The sequence below is a fragment of the Anaeromyxobacter sp. genome, from assembly GCA_016718565.1.
In the GTDB taxonomy this organism is placed as follows: domain Bacteria; phylum Myxococcota; class Myxococcia; order Myxococcales; family Anaeromyxobacteraceae; genus JADKCZ01.
Genome location: JADKCZ010000005.1, coordinates 26584 through 41112, shown reverse-complemented (window position 1 = coordinate 41112; position 14529 = coordinate 26584). Strand labels below are relative to the sequence as shown.

Genomic DNA, 14529 nt, shown 5'->3' with positions numbered 1-14529 from the left:
GAAGGACCTCTCGCTGGTTAGTGGCTGGCGGCGGACTTCTGGCCGCCGGGAGCGGTCGTCGCCTCGACGCCACTCAGGATGGGGAAGAGCTTGACGAAGAGCACGTAGACCGTGACGCCGATGGCCGCCAGCGTGATGGAGAAGAGGATCTCCAGCGGCGTCGGGAAGTACTTCCAGCCCGCCCCGGGCTGGTAGGCCACGAGGTACGTGTCGAACCGGTAGAGGGCGCCGCTGAAGAGCAGGAGCAGCCCGGCCCCGAAGAGGGTGCCGCGGTTCTCGCGCAGCTTCCTGTTGAACAGCATGGCGGCGGCCACCCCGAACAGGACCAGCTCCAGCAGGAAGAAGGCCCCGTAGAAGAGCGGGGAGCCCATCGACTCGAAGCGCGCCAGGATCACCGGGTCGCGGAAGCGCCAGAAGACGTCGGCCACGCGGATGACGATGTAGGCCACCAGGATGTAGGCCGGCACCACCGAGACCCGCGCCAGCAGCGCCTGGTCCAGCTTCTTGCCCCAGGCGATGGTGGTGAGGTTCTCGATGACCACCACCGCGCCGAACCCCATGGTCAGGCAGGTCATGAGGAACAGCGCCGGCAGCCAGCCGGTGTGCCAGTACGGGTGGGTCTTGGTGTGGGCCACCATGAAGAGGCCGCCCAGCGAGGACTGGTGCATGGTGGGCAGCAGGATGGCCAGCGAGATGACGAACGGCATCACCTTCTTCAGGCCGCCCAGGATCCCCTTGGCCCGCGCCGCGGTGGCGGGGGTGGCGGAGGCCTGCAGCTTCTCCAGGATGCTGGGCGCCACCTCGACCCACAGGACCAGGGTGTAGGCGAGCACGCAGAGCGCGATCTCCAGCAGCACCGAGTTCCAGTTGAGCCAGGACGGCACGAAGATGACCCACAGGTTCCAGTAGCGGCCCAGGTCGATCATGATCGACGTGCCGCCCAGGGTGTAGCCCATGGCGCCGGCCATGACGGCCGAGCGGACCAGCGGGTGGTACTCACCCTTGTTGAAGCCGTAGGTGAGCAGCCCGATGGCGAACGCGCCGGCCGAGATGCCGGTGAAGGTCACCACGTTGAGCGGCTTCCAGATGCCCCAGGCGTAGCCGTCGCTCTGGGCCGAGACGCCCAGCAGCGTGTCGTAGCCGAAGGGGCCGTTGAGCCCCCAGACCAGGCGGACCAGCACCAGCAGCACCCAGACGCCGCACAGCGCCAGGAGGAACTTGAACGCGGGGGTGAGGATGGCCCCCCCGAGGGGCCTCTCGTGCACGTGGGCGGCCATCTACTTCTCCTCCTTGTGGCCCTGCTCGCCCTTGCCGCGGTTCCTGAGCTGGACGACGGTGAGGGCGGTGAAGAGGGCGATGGGGGCGATGCCGAGGGTGTAGGTGGTGTGCTGGACGTTCTCGGAGAGGGCCGGGAGGGGCTCCCTGGGGAGGGTGGGGAGGCCGAGGGCCTTGAAGGAGACGTCGGCAGGGGAGAGGTAGAAGACGTTGGTGCCGCCGCCGTCGATCTCGCCGTAGACGCGGTCCTCGGCGTACTTGCCGGGAGAGGCCTTGACCCTGCGCTGGGCCTCCTTGAGGAGGTCGGCGCGCTTGCCGTAGATGACGGCGCCGCGAGGGCAGACCTCGCAGCAGGCGGGCCCGCGCTGGTCGTGGCGGCAGAGCTCGCACTTGACGATCTTGGGGTCCTCGGCGATGGGGAGGGACTTCTGCCACTCGTACTTGGGGACGTTGAAGGGGCAGCCGATCTGGCAGTAGCGGCAGCCGACGCAGGTGGCGGCGTTGTAGGCGGTGATGCCGCCGGCGACCTTGTGGAGCGCCCCGGCCATGCAGACGGAGATGCAGGCGGGGTCGACGCAGTGCATGCACTGCATCTTCATGTAGGTGGTGGCGGAGCCGTCCTGGGCGATCTTGATGACGTTCTTGGTGTTGCCGTTGAGGTCGAGGGGGGCGTCGTAGACGCCGCCCTGGGTCTCGCGGGTGTCGGTGACGAGCTTGTTGCGGACCTTGCAGGCGGTCTGGCAAGCGCGGCAGCCGACGCAGAGGGTGGAGTCGAAGAGCATGCCGACGTCGTCGGCCTGGACCTGGTAGCCCTCGCGGGCGTCGGCGGCGACCGGCAGGGAGGCGGCGGTCGCGGCGACGCCGGCGGTGGCGAGGCCCTTCAGCACGTTGCGGCGTGAGATCTTCATGCGATTGCTCCTGGAAGGGGCCGTTGGCGGGCCCTACTTCCCCTCGTCCTTCGAGAGCTTCTTGGAGGCCACGAAGCCCGCGCCGATGGCGGCGCCGATGGCCAGGCCGGCCACGCCAGCGGCCACCGCGCCGACACCGCCCTGGGCCGGCCCGACGCCCGGGTACGCCATGGGGGCGGTCGGGTTGGGGATGGGCAGGTTGGTGTGGATGGGCACGTTGAAGACGATGCCCTCCTCGGTGCAGCCGACGCAGGGGTGCCCGATGCCGATGGGCCAGGCGCCCGGGACCTCGCAGAAGTCGAGCAGCGAGCAGTTGGCGTGGGTCTGCGGCCCCTTGCAGCCGAGCTGGTAGAGGCACCAGCCCTCGCGGTGGCCGGCGTCGCCGAACTGCTTGGCGAAGCGCCCGTTGTCGAAGTGGGCGCGGCGCGGGCAGTCGTCGTGGATGACCCGCTTGTAGGCGAACTCGGGGCGGCCCTTCTCGTCCAGCTTCGGCAGCGTGCCGAAGGTGGCGAACTGGAGCACGGTGCCGAGCAGGTTGTACGGGTTGGCCGGGCAGCCGGGCAGGGTCAGCACGGTCTTGCCGAGCACCTTGCCGACGCCCACGGCGCCGGTCGGGTTCGGCGAGGCCGAGGGCACGCCGCCCCAGGAGGCGCAGGAGCCGATGGCGATGACGGCGGCGGCGTCGGCGGCGTACTTCTTCACCGTCTCGACGGCGGTCTTGCCGCCCACGCGGCAGTAGATGCCGTTGTCCTTCTCGGGGATGGCGCCCTCGACCACCAGGACGTACTTGCCCTTGTTGTCGTGGGCCGCCTTCTCCAGCGCGGCCTCCACCTGGTAGCCGGCGGCGGCGGCGAGGGTCTCGTGGTAGTCGACCGAGATGAGGTCGAGGATGAGCGACCCGAGATCCGGGTGGCTGGTCCTGAGCAGCGACTCCGTGCAGCCGGTGCACTCCTGGAAGTGCAGCCAGATGACGGAGGGCTTGCGGCCCTTCTCGACGTTCTCGGCCATCTTCTCGCCGGCCCAGGCCGGGAGGCCCACGGCGCCTGCGGCCATGGTGCAGACCTTGATGAAGTCACGGCGGGAGACGCCCTTGGTCTCCAGCTCGGCGATCATGTCGCTGCCAATGTCGGTCATTCCAATTCCTCCGGAGTGGTGCGCGAATCTACGAAACCCGACCTGGATTGCAACGTCTGAGATTTCGGCAGCTTTTTCGGACTCGGTCTCATGCAGGAAATGCGCGGACATTGGCGCGCAGGTGCGGAATCGGGGGCTCGGGGAGGTGGGCGGAAGGGCCACGTTCTTGATCGAGGTCAACGAATCACCGGGCGGATCGGGGAAACCGTCCCGATATTCAGCGATTGTGGACTGGTCGGCGCAACATTGACTTGATGACTCCATGTTCAAATTTGCGCGTTCCGGGGTCCGAAAAAAAACCGCGGCCAGGACCCGTCCGGGCGGGTGGATCGGCGGAAGATCGCGCGAACGCGTACCCAGGGTCCGTTTCGGACCCTCGCCGCCGGCCTCCCCGCCGCCCACGTTGCCGGGGCGCCGCCCCGCCGTGCAGGTGTAGAAGAGAGGCCACCGGAGGAGTCCATGCAAAGCCCCGCAGCCCTCGCCCTCGCCGCCGCCCTCGCCACCGGGCCGGCCGCGCCGCCCGCCACCTTCCCCGACGCCGCCACCCTGGCCCGCCGCGAGGCACGCTACGCCCCGGTGTCGCTGGTGGTGGACCTGACCGGGCTGCCGGCCAGCGAGCGCCAGGCGCTGGCCAAGCTGGTGGAGGCCGCCCGCCTCATGGACGGCCTCTTCCTGCGGCAGGTCTGGGCCGGCAACGAGGCGCTGCTGCTCGAGCTGCTGGCCGATCCCTCGCCGCTGGGGCGGGCCCGGGTGGCGGCGCTCCTGCGCAACAAGGGGCCGTGGGACCGGCTGGACGCCGAGGCGCCCTTCCTGCCCGGGGTGGGCGAGAAGCCGGGGGCCGCCAACTTCTACCCGGCCGGCGCCACCAAGGCCGAGGTGGAGGCCTGGCTGGCCGGCGCCACCGAGCCGGTGCGGGCCGAGGCGCTGGGGTTCTTCACCACCGTGCGGCGCGGGCTGGGCGGCCGCTTCGAGGTGGTGCCCTACGCCATGGAGTACCAGGGCGAGCTCGCCCGCGCCGCCGCGGCCCTGCGCGAGGCGGCCCGGCTCACCGGCGACCCGGCGCTGCGCACCTTCCTCGAGGCCCGCGCCACCGCCTTCCTCACCAACCAGTACCGCGAGAGCGACGTGGCCTGGATGAAGCTCACGGGGGCGCTCGAGCCGACCATCGGGCCCTACGAGGTCTACGAGGACGGCTGGTTCGCGGCCAAGGCGGCCTTCGAGGCCTTCGTGGGGGTGCGCGACGAGGCCGAGACCAGGAAGCTGGCCCGCTTCTCGGCCGAGCTGCAGGGCATCGAGGACGTCCTGCCCATCGACCCCGCGCTCAGGAACCCGAAGCTGGGCGGCCTGGCCCCCATCCGCGTGGTCAACCAGGTCTTCGCCGCCGGCGACGCCGCCCGCGGGGTCACCACCGCCGCCTACAACCTGCCGAACGACGAGGTGGTGGTGCGGGAGATGGGCTCGAAGCGGGTCATGCTGAAGAACGTGCAGCAGGCCAAGTTCGACGAGGTGCTGGTGCCCATCTCGAAGGTGGTGCTGGGCAAGGCCGACCGCGGGCGGGTGGCCTTCGACGCCTTCTTCACCCACATCCTGATGCACGAGCTGGTGCACGGCCTCGGGCCGCACCAGGTGGCGCTGGCGGCCGGCGCCACCGCCACGGTGCGGGCCCAGCTGGGCGACACCTACAGCGCCATCGAGGAGGCCAAGGCCGACGTGGGCGGCCTCTTCGCCCTGCAGAAGCTGCTCGACGACGGGACGATCGAGCCGGGCATGCAGGCCACGCTCTACCCGACCTTCCTGGCCTCGGCCTTCCGCTCCCTGCGCTTCGGCCTGACCGAGGCGCACGGCAAGGGGATGGCGCTGCAGCTCAACTGGTTCCTCGACGCCGGGGCGGTGACGGTGGCGAAGGACGGCACCTTCGCGGTGGACGGGCCGAAGATGCGCCAGGCGGTGGTGGCGCTGACCGGCGAGCTGATGACGCTGCAGGCGCGGGGCGACCGGGCCGCGGCCACCGCGCTCTTGGCCCGGCTGGCGGTGCTGCGGCCGCCGGTCAAGCGGGCCCTGGACCGCCTGGAGGGCGTGCCGGTGGACATCGCGCCGCGCTTCGCCACCGCCGACGCCCTGACGCGCCGGCCGGCCACCCCGGCCAGGCCGCGCAAGCCGGTGCTGCCCACGCCGGGCCCGAAGGCCCCCGACCTGGAGCGGTAGCGGACCCCAGCCCCGGCGCGACGGGCCGGCCGGCCCGGGAGGCCCCCGGCCTGGCCCCGGCGGGCGGCCCCCGGCCGGGAGGGGTGGCGCGGGCCGGGGTGGTCGCCCTATACGTCCGGCGCCCGCCGCGCCGGCGGGCCCTCGAACCCACGGGAGCGACCGACATGACGCAGGCAGCCGGCTGGCAGGCGGGGACCGACACCGGGGTGGCCGAGCTGGACGTGGAGCACCAGCTGCAGGTGCGGCTGGTGGAGTCGCTGCACCAGGCGGTGGTGGCGCGCCAGGGGCGCGACACGGTGGACGCCCTGCTGACCCAGCTGGCCGACGCCTCCAACGTGCACTTCATGAGCGAGGAGCTGCTCATGCGGCTGCACAGCTGGGAGCGCTACGAGCAGCACACCGAGGAGCACCGCCGGCTGCTGGAGGACCTCGACGCGCTGCGCGCCCTCTTCGCGAAGGGCGTCGACGCGGAGCTGGCCGCCGGGGTGGAGCGGGTGCAGGCCTGGCTGGTGTCGCACATCCGCGGCATGGACCGCGCCTTCGCCGAGTACGTGGCCCGGGGCGGCCTGGGCGCGCCGGCACCTTGACCAGGCGTGCCGGGGCTGGCACGGATGGGGGCATGCCCTCCAACCTGACCGCGCTCGAGGCCCTGGACCGGCTGCGCGCCGGCAACGGCCGCTTCGCCTCCAACGTCATCTCCATCGACTCCCTGGCGCGGAGCCTCGACCGGGCCTCGCTCACCCGGGAGCACAACCCCTTCGCCATCCTGCTGGGCTGCTCCGACTCGCGGGCGCCGGCGGAGCTGGTCTTCGACCTGGGGCTGGGCGACCTGTTCGTCATCCGGGTGGCCGGCAACGTGGTCTCGCCCTCGCAGGTCGGCTCGGTGGAGTTCGCGGCCGACCGCTTCGGGACCCGGCTGGTGGTGGTGATGGGCCACACCCACTGCGGCGCCATCGAGGCCACCATGGAGGCGGTCGAGCAGGGCACGCCGCCGGCCTCCGACAACGTCATGTCGATCGTGGACCGGGTCCGCCCGGCGGTGGAGGCGGCGCTCACGGCCGGCGGCACCGACCGGGCGGCGGTGGCGCGGGCGGCCAGCCGCATCAACGTGAAGATGGCGGTGGCCCACCTGCGCCACGGCACCCCGGCGCTGGAGCGGCTCATCTCGCTCGAGGGGCTGATGATCATCGGCGCCGAGTACGACCTCGCGACCGGCAAGGTCGAGTTCTTCGGCTGAGGCAGGGGGCCCGCCTGGCCGACCGGACACTCTCCCTCTCCGAGGGCGACGTGGAGGTGGCCGCCGCGCCGCCGCCGGCGGCGTTGCCGGAGGGCACCCTGCTCGACGGCCGCTACCGCATCGGCCGGCTGGTGGCCGAGGGCGGCATGGGCACCGTCTACCAGGCCGAGGCGGTGCGCATCGGCCGGCAGGTGGCGGTCAAGGTGCTCAACCCCATCTTCGCCCGCGACCCGCTGGAGGTGGAGCGGTTCCGGCGCGAGGCGCGCATCGCGGTGCGGGTCTCCTCGCCGCACGTGGTGGAGATGCTCGACTTCGGGCAGGCGCCCGGCGGCGAGCTCTTCCTGGTGATGGAGCTGCTGCAGGGCGAGTCGCTGCGCGACAAGCTGGAGCGCGAGGGGGCGCTGCCGCCGGCGCAGGCGGCCGAGCTCCTGCGCCAGCTCCTGCGCGGGCTGTCGGCGGCCCACGCGGCCGGCATCGTCCACCGCGACCTCAAGCCGGACAACCTCTGGCTGGTGCCGGAGGAGGGGCGCGACCGGCTCACCCTGCTCGACTTCGGCATCGCCAAGCTGGCCGGGCCGGCCGGCGCCCTGGTGACCCAGTCCGGCCTGGTGATCGGCACGCCGGAGTACCTGGCGCCGGAGCAGGCGGTGGGCGGCGAGGTGGATCACCGGGCCGACCTGTACGCCGCCGGGCTGCTGGGCTGGGTGATGCTGACCGGCAGCCACCCCTTCCCCATCTCCGACACCCGGGCGCTGCTCAGGGCCCAGGCCTTCGACCCGGTGCCCTCGCCGGAGCGCGAGCGGCCCGAGCTGGCCGACCACCCGGTGCTGCTCCGGTTCATCGCCCGCGCCACCGTGAAGGACCGCGCCGGGCGCGCCCAGTCGGCCGAGGAGCTGCTGGCGGTGCTCGACGGGCGCGAGGGGGGCGGCCGCCGCGCGCCCCGCCACGTGGCGCTGCCCCGGGCCGCGCCGCCGCGCCGCGGGGGCGCCCGGCCGCTCACCGCCTGGCTCCGGCCGGTGGTCTCGGGGCTGCCGCAGGCCCGCACCGCCACGCTGCTCACGCTCCGGCTGGACGGCTGGGAGGCGCAGGTGGCCCGGCGCCCGGCGCCCGACCGGGCCCGGCTCCTCCTGGCCCACGACCAGCTGGTGCTGCCGGCGCTGCGGGCCTTCGGCGGGCGGCGCGCCCTGGTGACCGGCGCGTCGCTCACCGGCGCCTTCGCCTCGCCCACCAACGCGGTGCTGGCGGCCCGCGCCATCCTCGACCGGGTGGCCGCCTGGAACGCCGCCGCCCCGGCGGCCGATCGGCTCTCGCTCAGGGCCGGCCTGCACGCCGGCGAGGTGCCGGCCGGGCGGCTGGCGCCGGGCCAGCCGGCGCTCCTCCTGGCCGAGGCCACCTGCCTGGAGGCCCCGCCGGGCGCCATCTGGCTCACCCGGGCCGTGGCCCTGACGCTCAACTCGTCGGAGGCGCCGGTGGAGGTGGCCGGCGCCGCGCTGGCGCTGCCCGGCGGCGAGCGGCTCTCGCTCTACCGGGTGCGGGCGGTGGCCGGGCCGGCGCCCTACGGCGGGCGCGAGGCGGCGCGGGTGCCACCCGGCGACCGCGCCTCGCGGCTGCTCTCGCCGGTGAGCGCCGGGCTGGGCTCGCTGCACGACGGCGGGGAGGGGCGGGCGCGGGCGCTCTCGCGGGTCAGCGGCGCCACCGCGGTGCTGCTGGCGCTGGGGCTGGCCGAGGCCGGGGCGCTGGCCGCAGGCGGCGCGGTGGCCGTGGCCGGCCGGGTGGCCGGGGCGGGGCGGGAGCCGCCCTGGGCGGCGCGGGCGCTGGAGCGGGTGCGGGCGGCGCGCGGCTGGCTCGAGGCGCGGCGGGCCGTGGGGCGGGCCTGGCTGACGCGGCCGGGGGGCTGACCCGGGTGCGCACCGAGAGCCTGGTGGTGATGCTCACCGACATCAAGGGCTTCACCGCCGCCACCAGCCGGCAGACGCGGGAGGAGAACGCCCGCATGCTGGCCAGCCACGAGGCGCTGCTGGCGCCGGTGCTGGAGGCCTTCGGCGGGCGGCGGGTCAAGGCCATCGGCGACGCCTACCTGGTGCTCTTCCCGGCCCCCACCGCGGCGCTGCTGTGCGCCGCCGCCATCCAGGACCGGCTGCACGACCACGGGCGGCGGGTGGTGGAGGCCGATCGGATCGAGGTGCGGGTGGCCCTGGCGCTGGGCGAGGTCCGCCTGGAGGGGGGCGACGTCTTCGGCGAGGCGGTCAACCTGGCCTCGCGCATCGAGGGGCAGGCGGCGTCCGGGGAGATCTGGTTCTCCGAGGCGGTCTTCTGGGCGCTCGACCGGGCCCGCGTGCCGGTGGAGGACCTGGGCTGGCGGGCGCTGGACGGCCTGCCGGAGGAGGTCCGGCTCTTCCGGGTGGCGCGGGCCGCCGCCGCCGAGGGCGAGCCGCCCTACGCCGGCATCGGGCTCGACCTGGTGGCCGGGCTGGCCCCGCCCGAGCCGGAGCGGCTGGCCCGCGCCGGCCGGCGCGGCTCGGCCTGGGCCCGGGCCGGCGGCGGGGCGCGGCTGGCGCTGCGGGGGGCGGCGGCGCTGCTGGTGCTCCTGGCGGCCGGGGCCGGGCTCTGGTGGACCTGGCTGGGCCCGGCGGAGCGGGCGGTGCGGCTGGGGCGCTTCGACGACGCGCGGGCGGCGGTGGAGACCCTGGCCGGCCAGCGCGGGCCCGAGGACCGCGAGGTGCTCTACCTGCGCGGCCGCCTCGAGCTGGCGCGGGCCGACGCCGGGGCGGGCGGCACGGTGCGCGGCGCCTTCCACCACTGGTCGCGGGCGGTGGCCGCCGGGAGCCGGCCGGCGGTGGCGGCGCTGGCGCGCGAGGGGGAGGCGGAGGCCTGCCTGCGGCGGCGCCTGGCGGCGCGGGCGCTGGCCGACAGCCGGGTGCAGGAGGCGCTGGCGCCGCTCGAGGCCATCGCCGCCGCCGAGCCGCCGGCGCCGGCTCCGGACGGCGCCCTCGACCGGGTCAAGCGGCTGGTGGCCGGCGACGGCCGGTGCGGCGCGGGCGACGTGGCCCGGCAGGGCATCGAGGAGCTGGAGGCCATCCACGCCGGGGCGGCGCGGTAGGCCCGACGCCGCGTCCCAGGTGCGCGGGACAGCGCAGCCCGAGCAGGCGCGGGCGGGGCGCGCTGCCGCCTGCCATACTCTCCGCGTGATGCCGCCCTGCTTCGCGCTCGCCTTGGTCCTCGCGCTCGGCCAGGTCTCGACCGGCGGGCCTGCTGCGGCGCCGGCCACCGGCGAGCGCATCGAGTCGCGGCTCACCCATGAGCTGGTGGTGGTGGGGCGCCAGCGCGGCGCCGCGGCGGTGCGGTTCTCCGCCGAGCTGCGCGGCAGCGAGCGGCAGGCGCTGCTGGTGGAGCCGCTGGCCGGCTCGACGCGCACCCTGGGGCGCCGGCCGGTGGTGATCACCGGCGCGCGCGCCTGCGGCCTCGGCAGCTGCGGGCCGGTGGAGCTGCACGTGGTGGCCTGGGACCCGGGACGCCGCAAGCTCGAGGGCTACGCCTGGGCCGACGCCGAGCTGGCGGTCTACACGCCGGCCGGCGCGATCGAGGTCTGGTTCGCCGACCGCCGCCCCGGCGACCCGCTCTGCTGCCCGAGCGGCTACTCGGTGATGCGGCTGGTGCAGTTCGGCGCCGACGTGGACGTGGCCGAGCAGCGCAGCGTGCCGGCCGACCGGCAGAAGCGGCTGCTGCTGCCCGGTGGGCTGATCCTGCGCGGGGACGCCCTGCCGCCGAAGCGGGCGCCGCCCGCCGCCGCGGTGGCCGCGCCCCCAGCGCCGCCTCCGCCGGCCCCGAGGCCGCCGGTGCGCCGCGGCAACTCGGTGTCCTTCGAGCCCGATCCGCCGGCGCCGCCGCAGGCCCCGGCGCCCTGACGGCCCCCCGGCGCCGCCGCTCAGCTCGCCGCGGCGTCCTTCTTGCGGGGCGCCCGCTTGCGCGGGGCCTTGGGCGGGCCCTCGGCGGGCGCCGCGGGCGTGCGGGCCGCCTTGGCGGGCGGCTTCCCCTCCGCCGCGGCGGGCCTGGCCTTGGCGGGCTTCCCGGCCTTGCCGCGGGCCGGGCGCTGCCCCTTCTTGGCCGCGCGCAGGGCCGCCTTCTTCTGCCCCTCCGGCGAGGCCATGTACTCGCGCCGCTCGGCCAGCAGCTCGGAGGCCCGCTCCGGCGTGACGTCGGCCGGGTCGTCGCCCTTGCGCAGGGAGGCGTTGGTCTCGCCGTCGGTGATGTAGAAGCCGAACTTGCCCTCCTTGAGGACCATCGTCCCGCCCGACACCGGGTCCTCGCCGAAGGTGGCCAGCGGCGGCTTGGGCTGGCCGCGGCCGCGGAACTGCTTCGGCTGCTTGAAGATCTCCAGCGCCTGCTCGAGCGTGATGGAGAGGGCCACCCCGTCGTCCGAGCCGCCCAGGTTGCGGCTCTCCTTGCCCATGGTGAGGTACGGGCCGAACTTGCCGTAGCAGGCCAGCACCTCCTCGCCCTCCGGGCTCCGGCCCAGGCCGCGCGGCAGCGAGAGGAGCTGCAGCGCCTCCTCCAGGGTCACCGTCTCCGGCTTCATGGTCTTCAGCAGGGACTGGGTCTTCTGCGGCTTCTCGCCGTCCTTGGCCTCGCCGAGCTGCACGTACGGGCCGAAGCGGCCGGACTTGGCGAAGATGGGCAGGCCGGTGGCCGGGTCGTCGCCCAGCCGCTTGCCGCCGCGCGGGGTGGCCAGGATCTCGAGGGCCTTCTCCACCGTCAGCTCGTCGGGGGCCAGCTTGTCCGGGATGGGGGCGGTGTCCTCGCCGCGCTTCAGGTACGGCCCGTAGCGCCCCACCCGCGCCACCACCTCGACGCCCTGCGGGTCGAGCCCGATGGGCAGCCGGTTGAGCGCGGCCGGGTCGATCTTCTCCAGCCCCTCGGTCACCAGCTTCTTCAGGCCGGGGTGCTGGCCGTCGCCGAAGTAGAAGGCCTTGAGGAAGTCGAGCTTGGCCCGGTCGCGCCCGGCGATCTGGTCGAGGTCGTCCTCCATCTCGGCGGTGAAGGCGTAGTCCACCAGCACGCCGAAGTGCTGCTCCATCAGGGCGATGACGATGAAGGCCACCCAGTCCGGCACCAGGGCCTGGCCCTTCTTCCAGACGTAGCGGGCCGCCAGCGACCCCATGATGCTGGCGTAGGTGGAGGGGCGGCCGATGCCCAGCTCCTCCAGCTTCTTCACCAGCGAGGCCTCGGTGTAGCGGGCCGGCGGCGAGGTGGCGTGGCCGTCGGCGCTGACGGCCTCCACCGCCACCTGGGCGCCCTGGGCCAGGGCCGGCAGCGGCGTCTCCTGGTCGTCGAGGGCGGCCTCCGGATCGTCGGTGCCCTCCACGTAGGCGCGCAGGAAGCCGGGGAAGACGATGGTGCGGCCCGAGGCGGCGAACTCGCAGCGCTCGCCGCGCGCCCCGGCCACCTCCAGCTTCAGGCTGACCGACTCGCCCACCGCGTCGGCCATCTGCGAGGCGATGGTGCGCTTCCAGATCAGCTCGTAGAGCCTGAGCTCGGCGCCGTTCAGCTCGCCCTGCAGCGACTCGGGGGTGCGGAAGGCGTCGCCGGCCGGGCGGACGGCCTCGTGGGCCTCCTGGGCGTTCTTGGCCTTCTTGAGGTAGCTGCGCGGCTTCTCCGGCAGGAACGTGTCGCCGAAGAGCTCGCCGATCTGGGCGCGGGCCGCGGCCACCGCGGTGGCCGAGAGCGTGGTGCTGTCGGTCCGCATGTAGGTGATGTAGCCGCGCTCGTAGAGCCCCTGGGCCAGCCGCATGACCTGCTGGGCCGAGAGGCGCAGCTTGCGGCCGCCCTCCTGCTGCAGGGTGGAGGTGATGAAGGGGGGCTTGGGGCTGGAGTGGTAGGGGCGGCGCTCCAGCGAGCGCACCGTGAACGGGCGGCCCGCCAGCGAGGCGGCCAGGGCGCGCGCCGCGGCCTCGTCGAGGAGGCGGGCCTCGCTGGTGAGCTTCCCCTGCTCGTCGAAGTCCTTGCCGGTGGCCACCTTGCGGCCGTCCACGGCGGTGAGGGTGGACTCGAAGCGCGGCTGGGTGGGGTGGGTGGCCGTCAGGTCCCAGTAGCCGGCCGAGCGGAAGCGCATCCGCTCCAGCTCGCGCTGCACCACCAGGCGGGTGGCCGGCGACTGGACCCGGCCGGCCGACAGCCCGGTCTGCACCTTGCGCCACAGCACCGGCGAGACCTCGTAGCCGTAGAGCCGGTCGAGGACGCGGCGCGCCTCCTGCGCGTCCACCAGCCCGGTGTCGAGCTCGCGGGTCTGGGTCACCGCCTCGGTGATGGCCTTCTTGGTGATCTCGTTGAAGACCATCCGCTTGACCGGGATGCGCGGCTTGAGCCGGTCCATCAGGTGCCAGGCGATGGCCTCGCCCTCGCGGTCCTCGTCGGTGGCGAGGTAGAGGGTGGAGGCGCCCTTGAGCGCCTCGCGCAGCGCCTTGACCACGTCGCCCTTGGTCACCTCGTAGGTGAGGGCGAACCCGTTCTCGACGTCGACGCACAGCCCCTTGGAGGGCAGGTCGACCACGTGGCCGATGGAGGCCATGACGCGGTAGCCGGGGCCGAGGTACTTCTCGATGGTCTTGGCCTTGGCCGGCGACTCGACGATGACGAGGGCGGGGGCTGACATTGGCGGGGACCGATAAAGGCTGGCCGGGGGTGCTGTCAAGCCAGCCCAGATAATAAGGAGTGGCGGCCGGAGGCCGCCGGAGCGGCCCAGGCAGCCGGAATCACGGGGCGATCCGACCCGGAAGGCGCACCCTGGGTGCGGGCAGCCGGGGCGGTGCGTCCGTCGCCCGGGCAGGGTGGCGAGCTGGGGGGGTGCCAGGATGCCGGTGATCGTGGAGCTGAACTCGCTGGTGGCCGGGGTCGAGCCGCTGCGGCGCGCCACCGGCGAGGCCGACCTCGGCGCCCGCGCCCTGGGGGCCACCGCCGCGGCGAGCGACGGGGAGGTGGCGGCGCTGGCCTTCGACACCCCGCAGGCCATCCGGCGGGCGGTGGGCCTGCTGGCCGGCGGCGGGCTCACGCTCGACCGGGTGGACGGCGAGCCGGGCGACCTGGCGGCGGTGCAGCAGCAGCGCGGGCCGCTGGGCTGGTGGCCCTGGCTGGAGCTGGCGCAGGTGGCCGGCCCGGGCGGCCAGCCGGTGCTGGCGGCGCGGCTCGAGGGCGGCGAGGCGCGCGCCCTGGCCGTGCCGGGCGGGTGGCGCTTCGAGGGGAGCGCCACCCAGGCCTACGGCCTCGATCCGCTCCGCCTGGTGGACCGCCCGCTGCGCCACCTCGGGCGCGAGGCGACCTGCGATCTCTACCGGGATCGCTGGACCGGCGAGGAGGTGCGCTTCCCGCGCCGGCGGCCGCCGGTGCGGGTGGTGGTGGAGGGGCCGGGCGCGGGGCGCGCCGAGGTGCTGGCGGAGCGGGTGGTGGCCGGCCTGGAGGTGGAGCTGGGGCTGATGTTCCGCGAGGCGCTGCCGCCCGGCACCGGCATGCTCTTCGACTTCCCCGCCGCCTGGCACCACGGCTTCTGGATGAAGAACACCCTGGTCTCGCTCGACCTGCTGTGGGTGGACCCGGGCGGCCGGGTGCTCAACGTGGCGGAGGGGACCAGGCCGCTCTCGGCGGCGCACCACCACCCCGCCGGACCGGTGCGGCGGGTGCTGGAGGTGCCGGCCGGCTGGTGCCGGGCGCACGGGGTCGGGGCCGGGGCGCGGCTCGGCGTGGTGGGCGAGGCCGCGCCGCCCTGATTCGGGTAGACTG

Annotated in this window: 11 protein-coding genes; 7 read left to right on the top strand and 4 right to left on the bottom strand. The window is 74.6% G+C overall.

What is annotated here, in order from left to right:
* Positions 1-17: 17 nt before the first annotated feature.
* Genes hybB through IPO09_12650 form a run of 3 tightly spaced genes read right to left on the bottom strand, consistent with a single transcriptional unit; the run spans position 18 to position 3317 of the window.
* Positions 18-1277 (bottom strand): Ni/Fe-hydrogenase cytochrome b subunit, encoded by a 1260-nt coding sequence (gene hybB, locus IPO09_12660; GenBank protein MBK9518175.1) that lies wholly within the window; start codon positions 1275-1277, stop codon positions 18-20.
* Entirely contained in the window at positions 1278-2183 is a 906-nt protein-coding gene (gene hybA / locus IPO09_12655) for a hydrogenase 2 operon protein HybA (protein MBK9518174.1), read from the bottom strand.
* Between the two features lie 33 nt (positions 2184-2216).
* A complete protein-coding gene (locus IPO09_12650; GenBank protein MBK9518173.1) occupies positions 2217-3317 on the bottom strand; it encodes a hydrogenase small subunit in 1101 nt (366 codons plus the stop codon).
* Between the two features lie 459 nt (positions 3318-3776).
* On the opposite strand from IPO09_12650, the gene IPO09_12645 reads away from it, so the two are divergent.
* From IPO09_12645 to IPO09_12620, 6 genes are all read left to right on the top strand, one after another.
* Positions 3777-5522 (top strand): hypothetical protein, encoded by a 1746-nt coding sequence (locus IPO09_12645; protein MBK9518172.1) that lies wholly within the window; start codon positions 3777-3779, stop codon positions 5520-5522.
* A gap of 164 nt (positions 5523-5686) precedes the next feature.
* The gene (locus IPO09_12640) at positions 5687-6109 is read left to right on the top strand and encodes a bacteriohemerythrin (protein MBK9518171.1); all 423 of its coding nucleotides are present in this window, start codon (positions 5687-5689) and stop codon (positions 6107-6109) included.
* Positions 6110-6141: 32 nt separating this feature from the next.
* Positions 6142-6759: a carbonic anhydrase gene (locus tag IPO09_12635; protein ID MBK9518170.1), complete on the top strand. Its 618-nt coding sequence runs from the start codon at positions 6142-6144 to the stop codon at positions 6757-6759.
* A 50-nt stretch (positions 6760-6809) separates the two neighbouring features.
* Positions 6810-8657 carry a protein kinase gene (locus IPO09_12630; GenBank protein MBK9518169.1) on the top strand — a complete coding sequence of 616 codons (1848 nt, stop codon included), beginning with the start codon at positions 6810-6812 and terminating at the stop codon, positions 8655-8657.
* Between the two features lie 5 nt (positions 8658-8662).
* Complete coding sequence (locus IPO09_12625; GenBank protein MBK9518168.1) at positions 8663-9859, top strand: adenylate/guanylate cyclase domain-containing protein; 1197 nt, start codon at positions 8663-8665, stop codon at positions 9857-9859.
* Positions 9860-9947: 88 nt separating this feature from the next.
* Positions 9948-10664: a hypothetical protein gene (locus tag IPO09_12620; protein ID MBK9518167.1), complete on the top strand. Its 717-nt coding sequence runs from the start codon at positions 9948-9950 to the stop codon at positions 10662-10664.
* Between the two features lie 20 nt (positions 10665-10684).
* Here the strand turns inward: IPO09_12620 and topA are convergent, their stop codons facing one another.
* Positions 10685-13408, bottom strand: coding sequence for a type I DNA topoisomerase (topA, locus tag IPO09_12615; protein MBK9518166.1), 2724 nt, complete (start codon positions 13406-13408; stop codon positions 10685-10687).
* A 205-nt stretch (positions 13409-13613) separates the two neighbouring features.
* On the opposite strand from topA, the gene IPO09_12610 reads away from it, so the two are divergent.
* A complete protein-coding gene (locus tag IPO09_12610; protein MBK9518165.1) occupies positions 13614-14516 on the top strand; it encodes a DUF192 domain-containing protein in 903 nt (300 codons plus the stop codon).
* The last annotated feature ends 13 nt before the right edge of the window (positions 14517-14529 follow it).

Excerpts from the sequence above, each read along its gene's own strand:
- IPO09_12645 (MBK9518172.1), top strand. The coding sequence starts at position 3,777 with ATGCAAAGCCCCGCAGCCCTCGCCCTCGCCGCCGCCCTCGCCACCGGG.
- IPO09_12640 (MBK9518171.1), top strand. The coding sequence starts at position 5,687 with ATGACGCAGGCAGCCGGCTGGCAGGCGGGGACCGACACCGGGGTGGCC.
- hybA (MBK9518174.1), bottom strand. The coding sequence starts at position 2,183 with ATGAAGATCTCACGCCGCAACGTGCTGAAGGGCCTCGCCACCGCCGGC.
- hybB (MBK9518175.1), bottom strand. The coding sequence starts at position 1,277 with ATGGCCGCCCACGTGCACGAGAGGCCCCTCGGGGGGGCCATCCTCACC.
- IPO09_12650 (MBK9518173.1), bottom strand. The coding sequence starts at position 3,317 with ATGACCGACATTGGCAGCGACATGATCGCCGAGCTGGAGACCAAGGGC.
- topA (MBK9518166.1), bottom strand. The coding sequence starts at position 13,408 with ATGTCAGCCCCCGCCCTCGTCATCGTCGAGTCGCCGGCCAAGGCCAAG.
- IPO09_12620 (MBK9518167.1), top strand. The coding sequence starts at position 9,948 with ATGCCGCCCTGCTTCGCGCTCGCCTTGGTCCTCGCGCTCGGCCAGGTC.
- IPO09_12635 (MBK9518170.1), top strand. The coding sequence starts at position 6,142 with ATGCCCTCCAACCTGACCGCGCTCGAGGCCCTGGACCGGCTGCGCGCC.